Source organism: Kribbella koreensis, assembly GCF_039525325.1.
Taxonomy (GTDB): Bacteria; Actinomycetota; Actinomycetes; order Propionibacteriales; family Kribbellaceae; genus Kribbella; species Kribbella koreensis.
Genome location: NZ_BAAAHK010000022.1, coordinates 100,408 through 122,239, shown reverse-complemented (window position 1 = coordinate 122,239; position 21,832 = coordinate 100,408). Strand labels below are relative to the sequence as shown.

The 21,832-nt window shown below is 68.4% G+C and carries 18 protein-coding genes; 4 read left to right on the top strand and 14 right to left on the bottom strand.

What is annotated here, in order from left to right; all coding sequences use genetic code 11:
- Nucleotides 1-52: 52 nt before the first annotated feature.
- Complete coding sequence (gene fdxA / locus ABD116_RS38435; protein WP_131285641.1) at nt 53-379, bottom strand: ferredoxin; 327 nt, start codon at nt 377-379, stop codon at nt 53-55.
- 130 nt (nt 380-509) lie between these two features.
- On the opposite strand from fdxA, the gene ABD116_RS38430 reads away from it, so the two are divergent.
- Entirely contained in the window at nt 510-1,448 is a 939-nt protein-coding gene (locus ABD116_RS38430; protein ID WP_343982592.1) for a GNAT family N-acetyltransferase, read from the top strand.
- Here the strand turns inward: ABD116_RS38430 and ABD116_RS38425 are convergent.
- Nucleotides 1,425-2,837, bottom strand: coding sequence for an MFS transporter (locus ABD116_RS38425; protein ID WP_343982589.1), 1,413 nt, complete (start codon nt 2,835-2,837; stop codon nt 1,425-1,427). The two genes, ABD116_RS38430 and ABD116_RS38425, sit on opposite strands and share 24 nt — an antisense overlap.
- 59 nt (nt 2,838-2,896) lie before the next feature.
- Here ABD116_RS38425 and ABD116_RS38420 point away from each other — a divergent pair, with 59 nt between their 5' ends.
- On the top strand, nt 2,897-3,328 hold the full coding sequence (locus ABD116_RS38420) for a type II toxin-antitoxin system PemK/MazF family toxin (protein ID WP_343982586.1): 432 nt from the start codon (nt 2,897-2,899) through the stop codon (nt 3,326-3,328).
- Nucleotides 3,329-3,402: 74 nt separating this feature from the next.
- Here the strand turns inward: ABD116_RS38420 and ABD116_RS38415 are convergent, their stop codons facing one another.
- The 6 genes from ABD116_RS38415 to ABD116_RS38390 all read right to left on the bottom strand — a co-directional run bounded on the left by ABD116_RS38415 (nt 3,403) and on the right by ABD116_RS38390 (nt 11,856).
- Nucleotides 3,403-5,181 (bottom strand): VanW family protein, encoded by a 1,779-nt coding sequence (locus ABD116_RS38415; RefSeq protein WP_343982584.1) that lies wholly within the window; start codon nt 5,179-5,181, stop codon nt 3,403-3,405.
- 65 nt (nt 5,182-5,246) lie between these two features.
- Entirely contained in the window at nt 5,247-5,762 is a 516-nt protein-coding gene (locus tag ABD116_RS38410) for a flavin reductase family protein (protein ID WP_343982582.1), read from the bottom strand.
- A 57-nt stretch (nt 5,763-5,819) separates the two neighbouring features.
- The gene (locus ABD116_RS38405; RefSeq protein ID WP_343982580.1) at nt 5,820-8,183 is read right to left on the bottom strand and encodes an ATP-binding protein; all 2,364 of its coding nucleotides are present in this window, start codon (nt 8,181-8,183) and stop codon (nt 5,820-5,822) included.
- A 20-nt stretch (nt 8,184-8,203) separates the two neighbouring features.
- Nucleotides 8,204-10,546 carry a tetratricopeptide repeat protein gene (locus ABD116_RS38400; RefSeq protein WP_343982578.1) on the bottom strand — a complete coding sequence of 781 codons (2,343 nt, stop codon included), beginning with the start codon at nt 10,544-10,546 and terminating at the stop codon, nt 8,204-8,206.
- 45 nt (nt 10,547-10,591) lie between these two features.
- Nucleotides 10,592-11,503: an N-acetyl-1-D-myo-inositol-2-amino-2-deoxy-alpha-D-glucopyranoside deacetylase gene (mshB, locus tag ABD116_RS38395; protein ID WP_343982575.1), complete on the bottom strand. Its 912-nt coding sequence runs from the start codon at nt 11,501-11,503 to the stop codon at nt 10,592-10,594.
- A gap of 56 nt (nt 11,504-11,559) precedes the next feature.
- Nucleotides 11,560-11,856: a response regulator transcription factor gene (locus ABD116_RS38390; RefSeq protein WP_343982572.1), complete on the bottom strand. Its 297-nt coding sequence runs from the start codon at nt 11,854-11,856 to the stop codon at nt 11,560-11,562.
- 130 nt (nt 11,857-11,986) lie between these two features.
- On the opposite strand from ABD116_RS38390, the gene ABD116_RS38385 reads away from it, so the two are divergent.
- Nucleotides 11,987-14,347, top strand: coding sequence for an ATP-binding protein (locus ABD116_RS38385; RefSeq protein ID WP_343982569.1), 2,361 nt, complete (start codon nt 11,987-11,989; stop codon nt 14,345-14,347).
- An 86-nt stretch (nt 14,348-14,433) separates the two neighbouring features.
- On the opposite strand, the gene ABD116_RS38380 is transcribed toward ABD116_RS38385, so the two are convergent.
- The 6 genes from ABD116_RS38380 to ABD116_RS38355 all read right to left on the bottom strand — a co-directional run bounded on the left by ABD116_RS38380 (nt 14,434) and on the right by ABD116_RS38355 (nt 21,100).
- On the bottom strand, nt 14,434-16,149 hold the full coding sequence (locus ABD116_RS38380; RefSeq protein WP_343982566.1) for an ABC transporter substrate-binding protein: 1,716 nt from the start codon (nt 16,147-16,149) through the stop codon (nt 14,434-14,436).
- A 187-nt stretch (nt 16,150-16,336) separates the two neighbouring features.
- Nucleotides 16,337-17,374 carry an ABC transporter ATP-binding protein gene (locus tag ABD116_RS38375; RefSeq protein WP_343982564.1) on the bottom strand — a complete coding sequence of 346 codons (1,038 nt, stop codon included), beginning with the start codon at nt 17,372-17,374 and terminating at the stop codon, nt 16,337-16,339.
- 28 nt (nt 17,375-17,402) lie between these two features.
- Nucleotides 17,403-18,470, bottom strand: coding sequence for an ABC transporter ATP-binding protein (locus ABD116_RS38370; RefSeq protein ID WP_343982561.1), 1,068 nt, complete (start codon nt 18,468-18,470; stop codon nt 17,403-17,405).
- Between the two features lie 19 nt (nt 18,471-18,489).
- Nucleotides 18,490-19,494 (bottom strand): ABC transporter permease, encoded by a 1,005-nt coding sequence (locus tag ABD116_RS38365; protein ID WP_343982558.1) that lies wholly within the window; start codon nt 19,492-19,494, stop codon nt 18,490-18,492.
- A 3-nt stretch (nt 19,495-19,497) separates the two neighbouring features.
- Nucleotides 19,498-20,544, bottom strand: coding sequence for an ABC transporter permease (locus tag ABD116_RS38360; RefSeq protein WP_343982555.1), 1,047 nt, complete (start codon nt 20,542-20,544; stop codon nt 19,498-19,500).
- A gap of 166 nt (nt 20,545-20,710) precedes the next feature.
- Entirely contained in the window at nt 20,711-21,100 is a 390-nt protein-coding gene (locus tag ABD116_RS38355; RefSeq protein ID WP_343982553.1) for a (deoxy)nucleoside triphosphate pyrophosphohydrolase, read from the bottom strand.
- A gap of 49 nt (nt 21,101-21,149) precedes the next feature.
- Here ABD116_RS38355 and ABD116_RS38350 point away from each other — a divergent pair, with 49 nt between their 5' ends.
- A complete protein-coding gene (locus ABD116_RS38350) occupies nt 21,150-21,776 on the top strand; it encodes a hypothetical protein (protein WP_343982551.1) in 627 nt (208 codons plus the stop codon).
- Nucleotides 21,777-21,832 lie beyond the last annotated feature (56 nt).

Sequence of the window (21,832 nt, the reverse complement as noted above, 5' to 3'; positions counted from 1 at the left end):
CGCCACTGGGTGTTCGAGGTGCCGACTTGTGGTCGGCTGGGGCCGGCAGGTTCTACTCGTCGTGCTCCTGCGGGGGCAGCGCGGCGATGAACGGGTGGTCCTTGTCGATCTTGCCCATCTTGGAGGCGCCGCCCGGCGAGCCGAGGTCGTTGAAGAAGTCGACGTTGGCGGTGTAGTAGTCCTTCCACTGCTCCGGGGTGTCGTCTTCGTAGTAGATCGCCTCTACCGGGCAGACCGGCTCGCACGCTCCGCAGTCGACGCACTCGTCGGGGTGGATGTAAAGCATCCGGTTGCCCTCGTAGATGCAGTCGACCGGACACTCCTCGACACAGGCGAGGTCCTTGAGGTCAACACACGGCTGCGCGATGACGTAGGTCACTGGTACTCCTCCTATAGCCAGCAGGCGCAGCGGACTGGGTGCTGCGGTGCGGTGTTCCCGATGCTCATATGGTGGTGCGGCTACCTAGTATCACGGTAGTACCAGCCCCACTCTGCCAGGAGTCCGCATCGTGTCAGACCTCAGTGCCCGTGATATCGGCCACCGTGTCGTCGTCCGCCACCGGCTTCCGGGCGGCCAGTCGACCGATGTGATCGGGGTGCTGCAGGGCTATGACGCGGGTTGGCTGGTGGTCCGGCACTCCGACAGTACGCTGCACCGGGTGCGTTTGCAGGACGTCTCAGCAGCCAAGCGGATCCCGCCGATGCCGTTGCGCCCCGTGGACGTCGAGCAGCTCTTCCTCACCACTGCCCTGGGCCGCCCCGCAGTAGAGACCTCGTACGTCGGCCAGTGGCTCCTGCGGGCCTCTGACGGCTGGACTGGCCGCGCCAACTCCCTCCTGCCGGCCGGTGACCCCGAGATGCCCGTCTCGGAGGCTCTCAAGCTGGCTGAGGCGTTCTACACCGACCGGGGGCTGCAGCCGTTGGCCCTGGTCCGCCTGGAGAGCCCTGCGGCGCAGGAGCTAGGCCAGTTGGGCTGGGTCGACGCTCGGCCGGAGCAGGCCGACGTACAGGTCATGCACACGACGCTGGAGCTGGTGAATGCGTCCCCGGACTACGAGGTCACCGTCAGCGATAAGCCGGACGCTGCGTGGTACGAGGCCGCCTTCGAAGGCGCTCCTCCGGCTGTGGCGCCGGCTGTGATGGAGGGCGCTCCCAAGGCGGCCTTCGCCTCGGTGGAGCTGGACGGCCGGGTGGTCGCGGTTGGGCGCGGGTCGATGACCGGCCACTGGCTCGGTGTGGATGCTGTGCGGGTCGATCCGGAGTACAGGAGACGTGGGCTCGCTACAGCGATCCTGCAGGAGCTTGCGCGCTGGTCTGGACAGTTGGGCGGCCGCCGTAGCTACCTGGAGGTTGTGGAGGACAACAAGCCGGCCATGACGACCTACACCAACCTCGGGTACGCCATGGCGTACCGCTATCGCTACCTAACGAACCAGCCGACGAGCTGACCAAGCCGCAGCCAGCGCAAGCCCGGCAAACCCAGCCAGTACTACGCTCAGCCCGCGCCCAGGCACTGCGATCCCCACGTAGACCGCACCGCCCACCGCCACCCCTAGCGCCCCGGACAGCTGCGCGTTGGTGGCAATGACCCCGGAAGCATCAGCCGCGTACTGCGTCGGCACCGCCGACGTGACGGCGCCGATGAGCGTATTGGAGCTGAACCCGAGCCCAAGCCCGCCGATCCCCAGCAGGGCGAACAGCAACGGCCCAGCCGAGCCACCGAGCAGCAGATAGACGAGCACGGCCAGATAGCCCGCAACCAGGAGGAGACAGCCGATCACAGGCATCCAGCGGAAGCTCTCCGGCAGCCGCGGCAGGATCGGCCCGGCCAGCCCGAACGCGGCCACCCACACCACCATGGCGAACCCCGAGTAGGCCGGCCCCTTCCCCAGCCCCTGCTGGAGATACAACGCCAGCACGAACAGCAGCCCGAAGTACGCACCAGTGGTCAGCGCATGAGCGAGCAACCCGGCCCGGACGGCCGGCGTGCGCAGCAGAGGACGAGCGATCAACGGACGACCGCCGCGGGCTGCCGTGTGGCGCTCGCCGCGCTCGAACAGCAACGCCATGGGCAGGCTGAGGACCAGCGAGCCCCACGCCCACGCGGGCCAGCCACGCTCGGAGCCCAGCAGCAGCGGGACGATCAGCAGTAGCACGGTGATCGACAGCGTGAGCACGCCGCGCAGATCAATCGCCTGCCGCTGCTCACCGGCGCCGCCCGCGCCGCCCGCGGCGGCGTCGGCGGCGTCGGCGGCGTCGGCGGGGAGGTACCGCCGGGCCACTAAGGCCAGCGCGACCCCGATGGGCACATTGATCAAGAAGATCGGGCGCCAGGCAGTACCGAAGAGATCTGCGGCGATCAGTAGGCCGCCGACGACCTGTCCGGCTACTGCTCCGCCGGACAGGGCTATGGAGAAGTAGCCGAGGGCTTTCACGCGGTCGCGGCCGGCGAAGTACAGCTGGATCCCGCTGAGGACCTGCGGCACCATCAGCGCTGCCCCGGCGCCCTGGACGAACCGCGCGACGGTCAGCGAGTAGATCTCCGGCGCCAGCCCGCATGCCAGCGAGGCGACCGTGAACACCTGCAGGCCGAGCAGGAACACCCGGCGATAGCCCAGCGAAGACCCGAGCCGCGCGCCCGTGATCAGCAGGACGGCGAACGCGACGACGTACCCGGAGACCACCAGCGCGACCTGCCCCTCCGAGGCGCCCAGCGTCGCGCCGATCGACGGAGCCGCGATGTTGGCGACCGCGGTGTCGACGTTGGCCATGAACTGACCGGTCAGCAGGATCGCCAGGATCGCCGTGCGGCCGCGGGTCGCCGTGAGTATCTGCATAGGGAGGGAACGTGTCGCGACGCCGTCGTGTGAGGGCAGGCAGTCGGTAGGGTCGGCCCATGACTGAGCAGGTGCGACCGGAGTACGCAGGTGACTACGAGGGCACGGTGCACGTCGAGTACACGCCGCACCCCGACGACGGCGTGGCCGATCCGGGCGAGGTGGTCTGGACCTGGGTGCCGTTCGAGGAGGACCACCACCAGGGCAAGGACCGGCCGGTACTGGTTGTCGGCTCGGACGGCCCGTGGCTGCTCGCGTTGATCCTGACCAGCAAGGACCACGACCGCGATGCCGCCGACGAGGCCCGCTGGGGCCGGGTCTGGCTCGACATCGGCAGCGGCCCGTGGGACAAGGCCGGCCGCAACAGCGAGGTACGCATCGATCGGGTACTACGGATCGACCCGGCCGAGGTGCGTCGCGAGGGCGCGGCGATCGGCGAGGACATCTTCAACGACGTCGCAGCCCACCTGCACGAACTCCACCGCGCCTGAAACCGCACCGCCCGGGCCAAGCGAAAGGGCCGCCCCCAAAGCATGGGGACGGCCCGAAACGCGCTACAGAGTGATCAGCTGGGCGGACGCGTGGTGCTGGGGCCCGACGGCTTGCCCATCCCGGGCGGACCGGGAGTGGTCGGCGTCGCCGGCGGCGTGCCCGGCTTGGGGCCGCAGTGGATCGTGTCGGCCGCGTTGTAGTTCGTGGTGAACGACTCGGTCTTGACCCGGACGCCGTTCTTCGCGAAGTACCGGAAGATCTTGATGTCGAAGCCACCGGTCGGCGCCTGCGGCCGGCAGTTCGCGGCGGTGTCCCAGACCTCGCCCGGCGCGCGGAAGTTGGTCCGCTCGGACTTGCCCGCGGTGATGTCCCAGACCTTGGTGCCCCAGATCTTCACCGTCAGGGTGCCCTGCCCACCGGGCTTGGCGGCGGTGAAGATGGTCTGCACGAAGATCCCGTGACCGGAGTCGTTGAGGAACTTCAGGTCGACCGACGGCCAGGCCACGGTCGCCTCGCGGCCGACCGGGTAGCGGTCGATGTAGACGCTGTGCGCCTTGTGCTGGACGTCCTTCAGGCCGGCGAAGAAGGCCGCGTTGAAGGTGGTGGTGGCCGACTGCGAGACGCCGCCGCCCAGATCCAGCACGAACTTGCCGCCGCTGATGATGTTGCCGTCGGTGAAGCCGTTCTCCCGGGTCCGCTCGCCGACGATCTTGTTCAGGCTGAACATCTCGTTCGGCTTCAGCAGCGTGCCGTTGATCTTGCGGGCGGCGGTGCCGATGTTGACGTTGCGGTACTCGGCGTAGGGGAAGTGCGTGGTGAACTCCCCCATCACCTCCTTGACCCCGAGCGCGGTCGCGGCCTCGGTGGTGACCTTGGCCTTGGTGTGCGCCAGGCCGACCGCGGCGGTCCGCTGACCGGCCGGCTTCGGCAGGATCTCCAGGATCGCCGGCACCACCTTGTCGCGGGCGACCACCATGCCGTCGACGGCGGGGATCACCTTGGCCTTGCCGGCCACGATCCCGATCGTCGCGTCCTTGGGCAGCGTCTCCAGCGTCTTGAACCGCTCAGCGAACAGCGGCTCGAGCAGCTTGGCGTTCAGGCTCGGCGTGAAGCCGCCGTCCTTGGCGACCAGGGTCAGCGCGGGAGCGAGCTCCTCGGGCTGCAGGTCGGCGCTCTTGTCCCCGACGGTCAGCCGGACCGGGCCGGACATCGCCGGTACGGCGTACTCGGTCATCGCCTTGTCGATGGCCTCGGTACCGGCCTTCGGCTTGGTCACGCTGACCTGGAGATCCTTGGGGTTGCCGTCCGACGGGAAGCCGGAGACGACGGTCTCGGCGGCCTTGTCGTTGTCCAGCTGCAGCCCGTCGGCGGACGGGTGCTTGACGGCCTTGGCCTGGACGAAGGTGATCGTGCCTTCGGTGGCCGGCCGGTTGACCTGCTTGGCCAGCGTCTCGACGGCGGCCTTCAGCTTGGTCTCGTCCTTGGCGATCACCGGCTGGATCGCGTCCCCACCGGTCATCGCGCGCCAGATCCGGGCCGGGTTCAGGCTGCGCCCGGCACCCGCCGCGGCGACGGTCGCGTCGACGTCCAGGGTCAGTCCGGCGTCGGCGGGCTTCACCGCGAAGGTCGACTCACCGGCCTTGACCTTGATCGGCAGCACCAGGCGATCCTTCAGCCCGGCCTGCAGTTTGGCTTTCGCGTCGTTCTCGGACAGGCCACCGAGGGGAATCCCCAGGACTGTCGTATCCCCCGGTACCTTGTCGCCGGTCAGCGCGAACGCGAGACCGTAAGCGACTACGAGCACCCCGAACACTGCCGCGGCGATGATCCCCGCGAGCTTGTTTCTCCCCACCGGACAGAGTCCTCCTGCTCGTAACCAGGTAACAGCAACGGCAAAGACTACCGGAAGGGGCAGGCCTATCTGCCCTTGAGTGCCCGATATCCGCCTGCGTAGTAGATCAGCGCCGAAGCGTCACTGGCCGGCCCGGTACCCAGGCTCAAAACCTCGCCGACGACGATCGTGTGGTCGCCGCCCGGATAGGTCGCCCAGGTCCGGCACTCCAGCCAGGAGAGCGCTCCCTCGATCAGCGTGCAGCCCGTCTTCGGACCGGTCTGGGTGGCGATCCCGTCGAACTGCCGGTAGAGGTCCCGGCCCGACTTGGCGAACCGCTCGGCGATCTCCCGGTGCGCGTCGGACAGCACCGAGAGCGCCCAGTATCCGCAGTCGAGGACCGCATCGTGCATCCGGACCCCGTGGTCGACGCACACCAGGACCAGCGGCGGATCCAGCGAGACGGAGGTGAAGGCGTTGGCGGTCATCGCGTGCGCGACGCCGTCCTGCAGGGTGCTCATGATGGTGATCCCGGAGGCGAACCGGCCCATCGCCGTACGGAACTCCCCGGAATCGATGCTGCCGCCGGGGTCTGTCGTCACTCCAGCACTCTATGACCCCGGGAAGGTTGACGCCTCAACTCACGGCTGTGGAACCAGTCACTGCCCGGCCAGCAGCTTCCTCGCCTGCTCCGATCGCGGGCTGCCGTGGCTGTCGTAGAAGCGCAACGCGGCCTGCCACTCGGCGCGCGCCTCGTCGGCCCGGCCGAGCGCGGCCAGCGTCTGTCCCATCCGCAGCCGCACGCTCGCCTCCCGATCCTGCTCCTGGACCTCCACCGCCAGCTTCAGCGCGTTCTGCTGGGTTCTCAGGGCGTCCTGATAGCGCCCGAGCTCGAACCACACGGCGCCGAGATGATCGAGCACCTCGGCCACGCCGCCGTCCGAACCGCTCGCGCGATGGATCACCTCGGCCTGCCGCAACGCGTCGACGGCATCGTCGTACCGGCCGGTCGTGCGGTATGCCTCGGCGATCGTCAACTGCAGCGCCGCCACCCGGGACGGCCGATCCGTCCGCCGGATCACGTCGAGCGCCGCCTCGAAGGCCGCCCGCTGAGCCTCGAACTCGCCCTCCTTCCCGGCGATCTGGCCGAGGATCAGCCGCGAATAGGCCTCCACGTTCTCGTTGCCGATCTTGATCGCCTGAGCCATCGAGTCCTGCGCGGCCTGCCGTCCCTCCTCCAGCCGGTCGGCCTGTTCGAGCACGTGCGCCAGGTTCATCAGGCTCTTGGCCTGGTATTCGCCGTCCCCCAGCTCCGCGGCCAGCCGGCGAGCCACGGCCAGATGCTCCGCTCCGCCGGCGAAGTCGCCCAGCTCGGCCTGTGCCAGTCCCAGGTCGAAATGGATCATGAAGGCGGCCATCGGATCCGATCGCTCGTCGACCAGCCCGACCGCGAACTGGTTGAGCTGCTTCCACTCCAGCCATCGCCGGTGGTACCGGCACGCCAGACTGGCGCCGGCCGCGATCCGCACGACCCGCTCGCGTTCTGCCCTTGACCCGGCCGCCGCGGCCTGGGTCGCCAGGACGAGGTTGTTACGGTCCGCGTCGAACTCCTCGAGGGCGCTCTCCAGATCGGGCAGGTCCAGCGCGCCGGCCACCCAGGCCGAGTCGTGCCACTTGACCCGCACCGGCGACTGGGGGTCCAGCTCATCCGCGCGCCAGAGCGTCGCGACGTACTGATCCAGCACCCGGAGCCTCAGCGCGGCCCGGTCCTCCTCGGTCGTCATCGACAAGGCCAGATCGTGCCCGACAGCCCGGATCAGGTCATGGATCCGGTACCGCCGCAGCGCCGGCGTCTCGAGCAGATTGACGTCGACCAGGTGCTCGAGCGCCGTCTCGACCTCGAACACGGGCAGATCGAGCGCAGCAGCGGCAACCCGCAGCGAGAAGTCGTCCCCCGCGAGCAGGGACACCAGCGGGAGTGCCCGGGCAGCCGTTTGATCGACCTTGCGGGTACTCGCCGCTAGGGCCTCGATGGAGACGCCAAGGCTCGACCGCACGCCATCGCCCAGCCCAGTGGACGACAGCACGCCGAGCTTGGACTGCTCGTCGGCCAGTGCTGCAGCCAGTTGCTTGACTGAGAGTCCGGGCCGGTCGGCGAGGTAGGTGCCGGCGATCCGCAGGGCCAGTGGCAGCCGCCCGCACAGCCGGACAACCTCGGCGGCCGCAGCGGGCTCCTGCTCCGTCCGGTTCTCGGCCACTGACGCCAGGAGCTCCAGCCCCTCGGCCTCGGAGAGCAGGTCGAGAGGTAGATGCTTGGCTCCGTCCAGCCCGCTCAACCTTCGCCTGCTGGTGACCAGGGTGACCGTCTCCGCAGTACCGGGCAGCAGCGGTCCCACTTGGGTAGTACTGGCCGCGTTGTCGAGCATGAGCAGCACGCGCCGTCCGGCCAGCAGGGACCGGTACCGCGCAGACGCGGCCGCCAGCTCATCCGGTACGTCGCGCACGCCAAGGGTCCACAACACCCGGCCCAGCGCCTCCAGCGGCGGGACCGGGTCACCACCGTGCCCACGCAGGTCGACGTACAACTGACCATCGGGGAACTCATCGACGGTCTGCTGGGCGGCGCGGACCGCCAGCGAGGTCTTGCCGATGCCACCCATCCCGGCGATCGCCACCAGCACGGCTCCGCCCGGATGGCCCGGAACAGCCGTCAGTGCATCGACCAGCTCGTCGAGCGCCTGCTCCCGGCCGACGAAGTCGGCGAGATCCGCCGGCATCTGTCGCGGAACAGCCTGCGCCACCGGCCTCTGCGCGGCCTGCACCAGCAACTCCTGCTCGGCCTCCGGCAGCCCCAGCGCCCCGGCCAAGTGCTCGATCGTGCTGGCCCGCGGATACCGCCGCCGCCCGTTCTCCAGCGCCCGGATCGCCTCGACACTCAAAGCGGCCCGCTCAGCCAGCGCCTCCCGACTCAACCCAGCCGCAGTCCGGTGCGCCCGCAACAATCCACCCAGCCGGGTGCTCATACCAGCGATCCTAGTTGCCCCTACGCCAACAACTCACGCACGCCATCAGCTGCCGCCGCCCCGTGGTCCTGATAGATCCGTAACGCCTCCCGCCAGACGTCTTCGGCCTCGCCAAACTGCCCCAGCGCGGCCAGACGCCGGCCGATGGCAACCTGGACACGGGCCTCGCAGTCCCACTGTTGCTGCTCCCGGACGAGCGGCAGTGCCTCCAGCAGAACCGCCTCCGCCTTGTCGAAGCGACCGGCGGCGACATAGGCAGTACCCAGGCATTCGAGGATCGCGGCGATGTCCATGGCGTCGTTCTCGGCACGATAGAGGGACAGCGCCTGGTGGAAGGCCGCTTCGGCTTCCTCGTACTCGCCGGCCTCGGCCAATGACTCGCCGATGGTTCGATAACGCATCGCCAGGGCACGCGCGGGCGCCCCCGCCACGCGGTACAGCTCGATCGAGCGATCGAAGGCCGCGCGTTGCCCGGACAGATCCTTCTCTTTGCCGGCGACCATTCCCAGGATCAAGGCGATCCAGGAGGCGATCTGCTCGTCCCACTGCTGCTGCTGCACTCGTTCCACGATCGCCCGGGCCTCGGCCAGCCGGTTCGCTCGCTCCAGAGCGTGACTCAGATGCAGCTCGGCGGCCGCCTGGAACGCCGCCACTGCTATTTCGCGGGCATAGCCGACCGCCTGAGCCAGCTGCGCGGCGCCGGCTTCGAAGTCGTCCAGCTCCTTGTGGACGATGCCCAGATCGAAATGCACCATGCCCGCGGCGACCGGCTCGTCGAGCTCGCCGACGACGGTGACCGCGGCCTGCAGGACCGCCCGCCACTCGCTCCACCGTTTGCGGGACAAGCCGTAGTTGTTCATCCCGGCGGCGATCCGGATCACCGCACGACGCTCGGCCTCGGAGCCGCCGGCCGCCGCGCGGGCGATGGCCACCAAGCTGTGGCGGTCCGCGTCGAGGAGTTCGATCGCGGCCTCGAGATCGAGGTCCTTGGCCGCCGACGACCATTGTGGGTCGGGCCACTGGCCCAGCGCCTCACGTGGTGCCGCATGCTCGTCGATCCGCCAGACCAGCGCCAGGTAGTGGTCGAGGATCCGCAGCCGGACAACCTCGGTACCAGCCGTCCCGAGAGTCGCCTGCGCCAACTCGCGGCCGACCTCCGCGACCAGGTCGTGCATCCGGTAGCGATGCAGCTGCGGGGTCTCGAGAAGGCTGATGTCCACCAGGTGCTCGAGCGCGTCCTCGACCTCGCGCGTCGGCCGGTCCATCGCGGCTGCCGCCGCAGGCAGTCCGAAGTCATCGGCACCGAGCAGGGCCGCGATCGGGAACACCTCGGCAGCCGTCCGGGCGATCGGCCGCGGGTCGTCGGCGAGGGCCCGCAAGGACAGGTCGACGCTCGCGCGAACCCCGTTTCCGTCGGCGGACAGAACCCTCGTGCGTGAGTACTCGAGCTCGGTCACCAGGTGTCCGATGCTCTTCTCGTGCTGCCCCGACAGATAGCCGGCCGCGATCCGCAGCGCCAACGGAAGATGCCCACACAACCGGGCCACCGCGAGCGCGGCTTCCTGTTCCTCCTCGACCCGGCCTTCGCCCAGCAGCGCCGCCAGTAGCTCCAGCGCCTCGGCGTCCGACAACACATCCAGCCGCAGCTGCCGTAGGCCTGGCAGCTCGGTGAGCTGTTTGCGGCTCGTGATCAGCGCGGCCGAACCACCCTTGCCCGGAATGAGTGGCGAGACCTGAGAGGTGCCGGCCGCATCGTCGAGGAGAACCAGGACCCTCCGGCCGGCCAGAACCGAGCGATACCGCGCGGCCGCCATCTCGACCTCGTCCGGGATCTGCCCCTCGTCGACCCCGAGTGCCCGGAGCAGCCTCTGCAGCAGTTCCAGCGGCTGAGCCGGTTCGCCGCCGCCATGCGCCCCGAGGTTCAGATACAGGAAGCCATCCGGGAAGGTGCCTTTCAGGAGCCGTGCCCCGCGTACCGCGAGCGCTGTCTTTCCGATCCCGCCCATCCCCGCGACAGACACGAGCGCGACCGCGGGCGCGGTACTGGTCAGCGAATCCAGTAGCGCCTGGAGTTCGGTCGCCCGGCCGGAGAAGTCGTCGATGTCCGGGGGCAGCTCGTGGCCGGTCGCCGCAACCCGCCGACGGGCGGCCTCCAGCAGACGCGCGCCATCCTGCTCGGACAGTCCGAGCGCTTCGACCAGTTGCCGGACCGTGCTCGGCCGCGGATTACGCCGGCGACCCGCCTCGAGGAGACGGACCGCCTCGACACTCAGCCCAGCCCGCTCGGCCAGTGCTTCCTGCGTCAGCGCGGCTTCCCGGCGGAAGCCGCGCAAGACCACTCCGAACCCCGGGGCGAAGGCCATACCGGCGATGGTAATCCCGGCCGGCCGGACTGGACGTCGTGCGGATCAGAGACCGGCGAAGAGGTCCGTCTCGACGCCGCTGGGGCCGGGGGCCGCGGTGCCCTTGACCAGGCGGTAGGCCTCGTCGCCGAAGATCTCGTTGCCGGTGTTGTTCGACAGGGCGAAGAACGGGCCGTCGACGGTGATCTGGGTGGCGTGCGCCTTCATCGCGTTCATCTTGCGGTCGAGGTACTCACCGGCCGAGATGACGCAGTCGACCAGCCGGTCCGGAGTGATCATCGGCGGCATCGGACCCTCGGGGTCAATCCCCTCGAAGGTGGTGGTGTCGCCGGCCTCGCGGAGCTTGCGGAGGCTCTCCCGCATGCTCGTCTCGGCGATCGTCGGCCAGTAGATCTTCGTGATCTCCCAGGCCTCGCCCAGGTCCTCCCGGTACGCCGGAGCCGCGGCCAGGGCGGCCGCGTAGGTCGCCACCCGGTGCGCCTGGATGTGGTCGGGGTGGCCGTAGTTGCCCCACTGGTCGTAGGTGACCAGGACCTGCGGGCGGATCTCCCGGATGACCGGGACCAGATCGTTCGCCGCGGCCAGCAGGTCGGCCTTCCAGAAGCTGTCCGGCCGGGTGTCCGGCGGGACGTCCGCGTTGCCCTCGGCGTTGTAGATCATCCCGGTGTCGCGGTACTTGCCCGGCCCGCCGAGGAACCGGTGGTCGGTGACGCCCAGCTCGGCCATCGCCGCGGCCAGCTCGCCGATCCGGTGCTTGCCGAGCTCGTCGGTCTGGTCCGCGGCCAGATGCGCCAGCTCGGGGACCAGGACCTCACCCTCCTCACCGAGGGTGCAGGTCACCAGCGTGACCTGCGCGCCCTCGGCGACGTACCGGGCCATCGTCGCGCCGTTGTTGATCGTCTCGTCGTCAGGATGGGCGTGGACCAGCAGCAGGCGGCGGTCGGGAAGCTCACTCATACCGCCAGCCTACGTGGGCCGGCGGACAGTTCCCGGGGTAGCTAGACCACCGGTCCTCACCCGAACCGGCGGACCAGCAGGCAGCCCGCCTGGAAGCGCGACCGGGCGCCGAGTCCGGCGATCAGCGCGCTGATCTCGGCCCGGACGGTCCGCAGCGAGAGCCCGAGCTGGCGGGCGATCGCGGCGTCCTTGGCGCCCGTGGCCATCAGCCGGCCGATGGTGACCTGGCGGCTGGTGAGCTCGTTGGCCGCGGCCTGCGTCTTGCGATGCGTGCCCAGCTCGTAGACCTCACAGACGACCTCCGGTGCGAAGTCCTCGCGTCGCACCGCAGGAACAGCCTGGTAAACCGACATGCACATCTCCTCCCCAGTCGTCGTGCGAGTTCAATTCTCGACCGCTGCAAACCGGGTCACCAGGTACAACCCATACAGTTCACCCATACAAATAGGCCCTGGCCGAAAGTGTCGATCGGGAGGTACGGGAGTGGACTCGCAGTTCGCGGCGCTGCTCCGGCGGCACCGGGCGGCCGCCGGGCTGACCCAGGAGGAGCTGTCCGAAGGCTCCGGCGTGAGCGTCCAGGCGATCAGCACCCTCGAGCGCGGGACCCGGCGCTACCCCCAGCTGAGCACGGTCGACGCGCTGGCCGAGGCGCTCCACCTCGACGCCGACCAGACGGCAGCGCTGGCCGCTGCCGCCTCCCGCCGCGGCAAGTCCGAGAAGCCGGCGCCGAAGCCGTCCCTGGCGGCCTCCCCCAGGCAGCTGCCGTTCGCCAGCGGCGACTTCACCGGCCGGGTCCGGGAGATGGAGCTACTCACCAACTACCTGACCACTTCCAAGGGCGTCAGCGTGACCGCCATCACAGGCATGGGTGGCATCGGCAAGACAACGCTCGCCATCCACACCGCCCACCAGGTCGCGGACCACTTCCCGGACGGCCAGCTGTACCTGGACCTGCGCGGCTTCGGCATCGGCCCGCCACTAGAGCCACTGGACGCCCTGACCTACCTACTGGAGGACCTGGGCGAGACACCTCCCGTCGACCTGGCCACAGCAACCGCCCGCTTCCGTACTGCGCTCGCCGGGCGCCGCATGGCGTTGGTGCTCGACAACGCCTCCGACCAGGACCAGGTCCGGCCGCTCCTCCCTGGTTCGGGCGGCTGCGCGGTCATCGTGACGAGCAGGCGCAGTATGGCCGGCCTGGGCGGTCGCCAGTTCCAGCTGGGCGAGCCGCCGCTGGAGGAGTCCATCGAGATGCTCCGGCGGATCTCAGAACGCCCGGACGCGCCAGAGGACGAGTGCGCCGAGGTCGTACGCCAGTGCGGCGGACTCCCGCTGGCGATCCGGATGGCCGGCGCCAGGCTGGCATCCCGCCCGACGTGGCCGGTGGCCCACCTCGCCGAGCGGCTGGCCGACGGCCGGCGCCGGCTCGACGAGCTGCAGCTGGACGATTCCGGCGTACGGGCGACTCTGGTGCTGTCGATCGAGCAGTTGGCCGGCAGTGACGACCCGATCGACGTACAGGCCGTCACGATGTTCGCGCTGCTCGGGTTGTCGGACTCCGTTGACCTCACTTCCGCGCTGGCGGCGGCCCTGTCGGACAGCCCGGAGCCGGAGGCTGTCGTAGTACTGGAGCGGCTGGTCGACGTGCATCTGCTCGCTACGCCCGGACCAGGGCGGTACAGGCTGCACGACCTGGTGCGGGTCGCAGCACGCGAGCTTGCGGACCAGATGCTGAGCGAGCAGGACAAGGCAGCAGCGAACACCCGGTGGATCAGGCGGGTCTCCGCCGTCGTCTGGAAGGCCAGCGAGTACGCCGGACACGGCGTGACCCGCGACGGCTGGCTGGACAAGGAGTGGCTGATCGGCGCCCAGGACCTCGTCAACCAGGACGACGTGCTCAACTGGCTGGACAACGAGCGGGCCAACCTGGTCGGCATCGTGCAGCAGGCCGCAGTGGACCAGCCCAGCCTCGCAGTACAGCTGGCGGTCGGTCTCAACGTGTACTACGCGGTCCGCCGGGCCTGGCTCGAGTGGCTTCAGGTCAACGAGGCCGTACTACGCCTGGTCAGCGGCGGCCCCGACCGGATCGCCGAAGGCCTCGTCCTGCACGACCTCGGCGCAGCCCATGCCGAGCTAGGCCAGTACGAGCAGGCCGTCGCTCCCCTGCGCCGGGCGGTCGACACTGCTGACGCCTCCGGCGACGGCAACCTCCAGGCGCTCTGCTTGAGCAGCCTCAGCCACGTACTGGAGCGCACCGGCCGCACCACCGACGGCATCCCGTACGCCGAGCGAGCCCGCGAGATCGGTCTGCGGCTGGGCATCCCGCCACGAGCCGCCTGGGCCTGCCTGGCGCTCGGCATGCTGTACCTGAAGACAGGGATGCCGAAGTCCGCCCGACGGCACTTCGACGAGGCGATGGAGCTCCTGGTCGAGCCCGGCCTGGAGAAGTACCGCGGCATGATCGCCCAGAACGTCGGCGTCGCCTATCGCGAGGCCGGGCAGTACGAGGTCGCCGGCGAGTCCCTGCGCGAGAGCCTCAAGCTCTACCGGACAGCAGGGGCCGCGATCCCGGAGGCCGAGGTGCTGAACGAGCTCGGCCGCCTGCGCCTGGCCGAGGGCCGGTACGACGAAGCCATCGCCGCCCAGAGCGAGGGCCTGGCCATCGCCGGCCAGTACGGCGACTGGCTGGTCGAGGCCGACATCCGCAAGAGCCTCGGCGAGGTCCACCACGCCCGCGGCCACCTCCCGGAGGCCCGGCGCGAATGGCGGATCGCCCTCTCCATCCACGAACAACACGACGCCCACGGCGCCGCGGCACTGCAGCAGCTCCTCCGCGGCACCTGAGCACGGCACCACAACAGCGAAGGAGGCGGCTCCTCGAAGGGAACCGCCTCCTCCTCACTTGTCAGGTGGTGGTGCTACCTGGTCGATCAGTTGGTCGGCTTCTTCAGGCCGATCTGCGTCAGGTCCAGGATTCCACCGGTGTTCGGGTCCGCCACCGCGTCGGTGATGTTCGAACCGGTGACGTACACGTTGAGGTCCTGAACGGTCGGCACCAGCGGCGCCGTCTTCATGATCTCGGTGTACAGGTCGGAGTAGCCCTGCTCCATCTTCGGCTTGTCGGTCTCCTTGGAGAGCTCAGCCATCTTGTCCCAGCCCGCGTTGCTGCGAGCGTAGTTGTTCTGAGCCGCCTTGTTCGGGGCGGTCAGGTCCGGTCCGAAGACCGGCGGGACGATGGTGGCCAGGGTCGCCCAGTCGTAGCACCAGCCGGCGGTGATCAGATCGGTCGCCGACGCGTCCTGCTGCTGGGTCGAGTAGTAGTTGTCGCCCGGGATCTTGCGGATGTCGACGTTGATGCCGACAGCCTTCCAGGACGCCTGCGCGGCCTCGGCGGCCTTGGTGGCCAGACCCGAGTCAGCGGTGCCCAGGGTCAGCTTCTCACCCTTGTAGCCAGACTCCTGCAGGGCAGCCTTCGCCTTGGCCTGGTCGCCTTCCGGCGGGGAGTTGAAGAAGCTTTCCTTGGTGTAGCCGTTCAGGTCCTGCGGGATGATCGAGTCGACCACCGCGGCCAGCCGCTCGCCACCACGGGCGTCGCGGTAGCTGGTGCGGTCCAGACCGTAGTACAGCGCCTCGCGCAGCTTCTGGTTCTTCAACAGCGGCTTCTGCTGGTTGAAGGCGATGTAGCGGCGGCAGACGTCGGTACCGGTGACGACCCGGTCCTTGACGTTCGGCTGGTTGGTCTTGGCGATGTTCTCCGGCTGGACACCGGCGAAGCTGATCGAGTTCTTGTCGGCCGTACCGTCGGCGAACAGCCGCTGGTCGACGGTCGCCTCGGCGTCACCGAACTTGAAGACGAACTTGTCCGGCAGCGCGTTGCGCAGCGGGTCGGTCTTCTGGTCCCAGTTGGTGTTGCGGACCAGCGTCAGCGACTTCTTGCGGACGTAGGACTCGATCTTGTACGGGCCGGTCGCGACCGGGTGGTTGTCGTAGGCCGTGTGGGTGTCCTTGGCCTTCGGGACCGGCGACCAGATCTTCATGCTGGCCGCGCCCTCGAAGGTGGCAACCGGCTCCTTCAGCTTGAAGACGATGGTCTTCTCGTCCGGCACCTCGATCGCGGTGCAGCCCTTGCCACCGTTGTTGTTGTTCACGTACGGGCCCTTGTAGCCCGGGCAGTCCAGGTACTGGTGAGCGTACGGCGCACCCTCTGCCATGTCGGCGGCGAACGAACGCTCCGCGCCGTACTTGATGTCGGCGGCAACGATCGGCGAACCGTCCTCGTACTTCAGGCCGTCCTTCAGCTTGAAGGTCCAGGTCTTGAAGTCCGGCGTGGCCTCGTAGCTGGCCGCAAGGTCGTTCTCCAGAACGATCTTCTTGGACTTCGCGTCGTAACGGTAGTCGACCAGCGTCCGGGTGATCAGCTTGCCGATCATCCCGGAGTCGGTGACGAAGTTACGCGCCGGGTCCAAGTGCTCGACGTCGTTGACGTGGTAAACCGTGACGGTGCCCCCCTTGGCCCCGGTGCCGGTGTCGCTGCCTGCAGTGGACTTGCTGCCGGCGTCATCGCTGCCGCCGCCGCAAGCAGTCGCCAGCAGGGCCACCGAGGCTCCTGCCGCAACTACCTGTCCTACTCGTTTGGCGTACTTCATAGCCAGTAATTCCTTCCTTGTCATGACGTTCCACGCCGGGTCGCGGCGGCCGGATAGGTCATCTGGCGTCACAATTCGCGGTTATCAACTCACGGATTCACAGGTGGTGCAACGAGCTTGCGGCTCGGTGACCAGATCGTGATTGGTTCATTGCCATCGATAGACTTATGGTGACTCTCCGCAATGTTCAGATCACATCGCGCTCCTCGGGGAAGTGGCAGGCTGCCTGGTGATCCGGCCCGCCGATCTGCACCAACTGAGGCTCCTGCTCGGCGCAGATGTCCTGCGCTTTCCAGCAACGTGTCCGGAATCGGCACCCGGACGGCGGATTCAGTGGGCTGGGGACGTCACCGGTGAGCCGGATCCGCTCCCGATGGGCGACCGCGTCGGGGTCCGCTTCCGGTACCGCCGACAGCAGCGCGTGGGTGTACGGGTGCCGGGCGTGGTTGTACAGCTCGTCACGCTCAGCGATCTCGACGACCTTGCCCAGGTACATCACCGCGACCCGGTCCGAGATGTGCCGGATCACCGACAGGTCGTGCGCGATGAACATGTAGGCGAGCTCGAACTCGTCCTGCAGGTCCTCCAGCAGGTTCACGATCTGCGCCTGGATCGAGACGTCGAGCGCGGAGACCGGCTCGTCGCAGACGATCAGCTTGGGCCGCAGCGCGAGCGCCCGGGCCACCCCGATCCGCTGCCGCTGGCCACCGGAGAACTCGTGCGGGTACCGGTTGTAGTGCTCGGGGTTCAGCCCGACCCGCTCCATCAGCGCCTGGACGGCCTTCTTCGTGCCGCCCTCGCTCTTGACGCCCTGGATCTCGAACGGCGCCGCGATGATGGTGCCGATCGTCTGCCGCGGGTTCAGCGACGAGAACGGGTCCTGGAAGATCATCTGGACCTGGCGCCGGATCGGCCGCATCTTCTGCCGGTTCAGGTGGGTGATGTCGACACCCTCGAACCGGATCGAGCCGCCGGTCGGCTCGTCCAGCCTGGTCACCAGCCGGCCCGTGGTCGTCTTGCCACAGCCCGACTCACCGACCACGCCCAGCGTCTCACCGGAGCGGATGGTGAAGTCGACCCCGTCGACCGCCTTGACCGCGCCGGTCTGCCGCTGGAAGACGATGCCCCGGGTGACCGGGAAGTACCGCTGCAGCCCCTTCACCTCGAGCAGTGCCTCGCCCTGCTCAGGCCGGACGACCTCTTCGGCCGACGTCGACGTACTCACGATCGCTCCTCAAACTTGACGGCCGGCATCACAGGTTCGGCTTGATCTGCTCGGTGAACAGCTTTGTGCGCTGCGCGTGGTCGATGTGGCAGCGGACCCGGTGCGGATCCGTGCCGACCTGCAGCAGCTCCGGTACCTCACCCGAGCAGGAGTGCCCCTCGACGTACTGCTGGTAGTCGCAGCGCGGCTGGAACGGGCAGCCCTTGGGCAGGTTGATCAGCGACGGAGGAGTACCCCGGATGGCCTTCAGCCGGTGATCGCCACCGCGGTTGACCCGCGGGATCGAGCCGAGCAGGCCCCAGGTGTAGGGCATCTCGGGCCGGTAGAAGATGTCCCGGACCGGGCCGGACTCGACCACCCGGCCGCCGTACATGACCACCACGTCCTGCGCCATCTGGGCGACGACGCCGAGGTCGTGGGTGATGATCACGATCGCGGAGTTGAACTCCTTCTGCAGGTCCTGCATCAGGTCCAGGATCTGCGCCTGGACGGTGACGTCCAGGGCGGTGGTCGGCTCGTCGGCGATCAGCAGCTGCGGGTCGCACATCAGCGCCATCGCGATCATCGCGCGCTGCCGCATACCGCCGGAGAACTGGTGCGGGTAGTCGTAGAACCGCTTGTCCGGCGACGGGATGCCGACCCGGTCGAGCAGGTCGACCGCGCGCTTCTTGGCGACCGCCTTGGTCACGTCGTTGTGCACCCGGTAGGCCTCGACCAGCTGGTCGCCGACCCGGTAGAAGGGATGCATCGCCGACAGCGGGTCCTGGAAGATCATCGCGACCTGCTGGCCGCGCAGCCGGCGGATCTCCGGGATGGACATGTCCACCAGCTCGGCGCCGTCCAGCCAGATCTCGCCGCTCACCTGGGCCCGGCTGCCCTTGTGCAGGCCCATGATGGCCAGGCTGGACACGCTCTTGCCGGAGCCGGACTCGCCCACGATGCCCAGCGTCTTGCCGCGCTCGAGGGTGAAGCTCAGACCGTTGACGGCCTTGACCAGGCCGTCGTCGGTCGGGAAGTGCACCTGCAGGTCCTTGAGCTCGAGGAAGGGCTTGCCGGTACGGTCCGTGGACTCTGTGGTCGTCACAGTCTCGGTCACTTGTCGTCTCCTCGACGGGTCAGGACAACCGCACGCGCGGGTCGATGAAGGCGTACAGGACGTCGACGATCACGTTGGCCAGCACCACGAAGATGGCGGCGAACAGCACCACGCCCATGATCGAGGGCAGGTCGTTGCCGAGCACCGAGTCGATCGAGAACTTGCCCAGGCCGGTGATGCTGAAGACCTGTTCGGTGATCACCGCGCCGCCGAGCAGGCCACCGAGGTCGAGGCCGAAGATCGTCACGATCGGCGTCAGCGCCGACCGCAGGCCGTGCTTGAAGATCACCGTGCCCTCACCCAGGCCCTTGGCCCGGGCGGTGCGGATGTAGTCCTCGTTCATCGTGTCGATCATGTTCGCCCGGGTGATCCGGGTGTACAGCGCCGCGTAGACCAGCGCCAGCGTCAGCCAGGGCAGGATGTAGAACTGCAGCCACTTGAACGGCCCGACGGTGAACAACTCGGAATTGGCCGTGTCCGGGAACGGCAGCCATTTGAGCTTGACGATGAACAGGAACAACAGCAGATAACCGAACACGATGGTCGGGAACGAGACGCCGAACAGCGCCAGCCCGACACTCAGCTTGTCCAGCCATTTGCCCTTCCGCAGGGCGGCCAGCAATCCGAGCAGGACGCCGCCGATCAGCCAGATCACCGCGGCGCCGACGGCCAGCCACAGGGTGGGCGGGAAGGCGTCGGAGATCGAGGTCCAGACCGGAATGCCGTTCTGGTACGACTCGCCGAAGCACGGCCAGGCGCAGTTGTGCTCGCTGCCGGCGGTGCCGATGTCGCGGCCGCCCGGGTTGACCAGGCCCTTCATGTACGTGCCGTACTGGACGATCAGCGGGTCGTCGAAACCGTAGGTCTCGTTCACCGTCTGGATCGTCGCGGTGTCGCAGTTCTTGCCGCAGATCAGCAGGGCGGGGTTCGCCGGGGTGATCCAGAACAGGAAGAACGTGATGGCAGAGATCACCCAGAGGATCAGGACGGTCTGCAGCAGGCGGCGGATCAGATAGCGGCCCATGGGTCAGCTCCTCCCGGCGCGCGGGTCGAGGGCGTCACGCACGGAGTCACCGAGCAGGTTGAACGCCAGAACGGTGATGAACAGCGCCATGCCCGGGAAGAACAGGTACAGCGGGTTGCTCTCGATCCACTGCGAGGCGTCGCTGATCATCCGGCCCCACGAGCTGGTGGGCTCCTTGATACCGACACCGAGGAAGGACAGCGCGGCCTCCGCGGTGATGTTGCTCGGGATCAGCAGCGTCGTGTAGACGAGCAGGGTCGGCAGCATGTTCGGCAGGATCTGCTTGAAGATCACGTACATCGGGCCGGCCCCGAGCGAGCGGGCGGCCTCGACGAACTCGCGTTCCCGCAGCGAGAGCGTCTGCCCGCGCACGATCCGGGCCAGATAGGCCCAGCCGAAGAACCCGAGGACGAACATCAGCACGCCTAATCGGAGCCTGTTGTCGTCGGGTATCCCGAACAGGGCCTGGCCCCGGTCGGCGACCACCGGCGTCAGCGCCATGATGAACAGCAGCGAGGGGAAGCTCAGCATGATGTCCATCAGCCGGCTCAGCACGGTGTCGATCCAGCCACCGAAGTAGCCGGAGACCATGCCGATGACCGTGCCGAGCACGATCGCGATGATCGTGCCACCGAGCGCGACCAGCAGCGAGACCCGGGTGCCGTAGACCAGCCGGGAGAACACGTCGCGGCCGTTCTGCGGCTCGACGCCGAGCCAGTGCTCACTGCTCGAGCCACTGCCGAACAGACCGCCGATCGGGATGCTGCCGTCGCGCGTGTTCAGCAGCGGCGTGCCGTCCTTGTTCAGCTTGTTGAACTGGTCCGGCGGGAAGCCGTTGATCTTCACGATCAGCGGCGCGAAGATCGCCACCGCGATGATCAGCAGGATGATGACCGCGCTGATCACGGCGATCTTGTCCTTCTTCAGCCGGGCCCAGGCGATCTGCCCTAGGGACCGGCCTTCGATCTGCTTGGCCTCAGTTGTCTCGGCCAAGCCGTCTGCCGGAAGACCGCCGTCCGGAGACAGGTCTTCTGTAACCCCCAGCGTCATCGCTGTTGCCTACCCTTCCCCTTGAATCGCACGTCGTCACCCCGACGGTCGAGTTGCCGGGAACCCTACGGATCTCGCAGTGTGGACGCCACCGGGCACTCACCGATGTCACGGAATCGTGACGGATTAGTGCCACGGTTACCGGGGTATTCAGTGCCACCCGCACTTATGTGCCGTTTTCGACTACTTGGCGTAGAGCGGGAAGGAACGGACGGTCAGCTGGCAACCAATCCAGCAGTGCCAACTCGGCCGCGCCGACCCATCGGATCGCGCTGTGTTCGGACAAAACCGGTTCACCACGTATCAGCGCCGCAGCGTACACGCGCAACTGGTATCGATCTCCGATGGGCTGGGCCGGACCCAATGACGCCCCCGGCTCGATCTCGACGGACAACTCTTCGCGTAATTCCCTGATCGCGGCCTGTGCATCGGTCTCCCCCGGCTCGACCTTGCCGCCCGGGAACTCCCAGCCGCCGTCCGGACCGGGGCGCAGCGCGGCCAGCACCAGCCCGTCCCGGATCAGGGCCACCCCGACGACCACCTGCCGCTCGCTCATGGGCCGCACTCTGTCAGAACTTGTCGACGCGGCCGGGGATGATGGCGGGGTGCCGCTACAGAACAGAGTGCTGCCGACCCAGGAGATCGTGGCCGACGCCGGTCGCGGCCTGCTGATGGGCAACCGCGGCACGATCCACCACCCCGACCGCACCCTCGGCGCCACCCGCTGGCGGTCGAAGGCCTGGATCTGCTGTGTCCTCGACTGGAAGGGCGTCCAGCGCGATCCGATGCCACCCGGCCGCTGGACCGCGCTGTTCTTCTTCGACGAGGCGGTCGCCCTCGCCGCCGGCCACCGCCCGTGCGCCTACTGCCGCCGCCGCGACTACCTCCTGTACGCCGGTGCGTGGGCCGCCGGCCGTGGTCTGCCCGAACGGCCCCGGGCCACCGCGATGGACGCCCAGCTCCATCTCGAACGGGTCGAACCGCGGACCCGGCAGCAGCGCACCACGATCGCCGAGCTCGACGAGCTGCCCGACGGCGCGATGATCCGCCTCGACGGCCGGCCTGCCCTGGTACTGGACGGCAAAGTGCTCGGCTGGTCGTGGGAGGGATACAACACACCGGCCCGGCCGGCCGGGCCGCGCGAGGTCGAAGTACTGACGCCGCCCGCGAATCTCCTTGTCCTGAAGGCCGGATTCGCCCCTTTACTCCACCCGACGGCCATCGGCAACTGAGGTAAACCTAAGTAGGAACACGCCGTACCGAGGGGTCTTCCGTTGTGCGCCGCGCG

What these genes read in the sequence shown, in the direction of transcription:
- ABD116_RS38425 (WP_343982589.1), bottom strand. Translation starts at nt 2,837, where the DNA reads ATGCAGATACTCACGGCGACCCGCGGCCGCACGGCGATCCTGGCGATC.
- ABD116_RS38420 (WP_343982586.1), top strand. Translation starts at nt 2,897, where the DNA reads ATGACTGAGCAGGTGCGACCGGAGTACGCAGGTGACTACGAGGGCACG.
- ABD116_RS38405 (WP_343982580.1), bottom strand. Translation starts at nt 8,183, where the DNA reads ATGAGCACCCGGCTGGGTGGATTGTTGCGGGCGCACCGGACTGCGGCT.
- ABD116_RS38400 (WP_343982578.1), bottom strand. Translation starts at nt 10,546, where the DNA reads ATGGCCTTCGCCCCGGGGTTCGGAGTGGTCTTGCGCGGCTTCCGCCGG.
- mshB (WP_343982575.1), bottom strand. Translation starts at nt 11,503, where the DNA reads ATGAGTGAGCTTCCCGACCGCCGCCTGCTGCTGGTCCACGCCCATCCT.
- ABD116_RS38390 (WP_343982572.1), bottom strand. Translation starts at nt 11,856, where the DNA reads ATGTCGGTTTACCAGGCTGTTCCTGCGGTGCGACGCGAGGACTTCGCA.
- ABD116_RS38380 (WP_343982566.1), bottom strand. Translation starts at nt 16,149, where the DNA reads ATGAAGTACGCCAAACGAGTAGGACAGGTAGTTGCGGCAGGAGCCTCG.
- ABD116_RS38365 (WP_343982558.1), bottom strand. Translation starts at nt 19,494, where the DNA reads ATGGGCCGCTATCTGATCCGCCGCCTGCTGCAGACCGTCCTGATCCTC.
- ABD116_RS38360 (WP_343982555.1), bottom strand. Translation starts at nt 20,544, where the DNA reads ATGACGCTGGGGGTTACAGAAGACCTGTCTCCGGACGGCGGTCTTCCG.
- ABD116_RS38355 (WP_343982553.1), bottom strand. Translation starts at nt 21,100, where the DNA reads ATGAGCGAGCGGCAGGTGGTCGTCGGGGTGGCCCTGATCCGGGACGGG.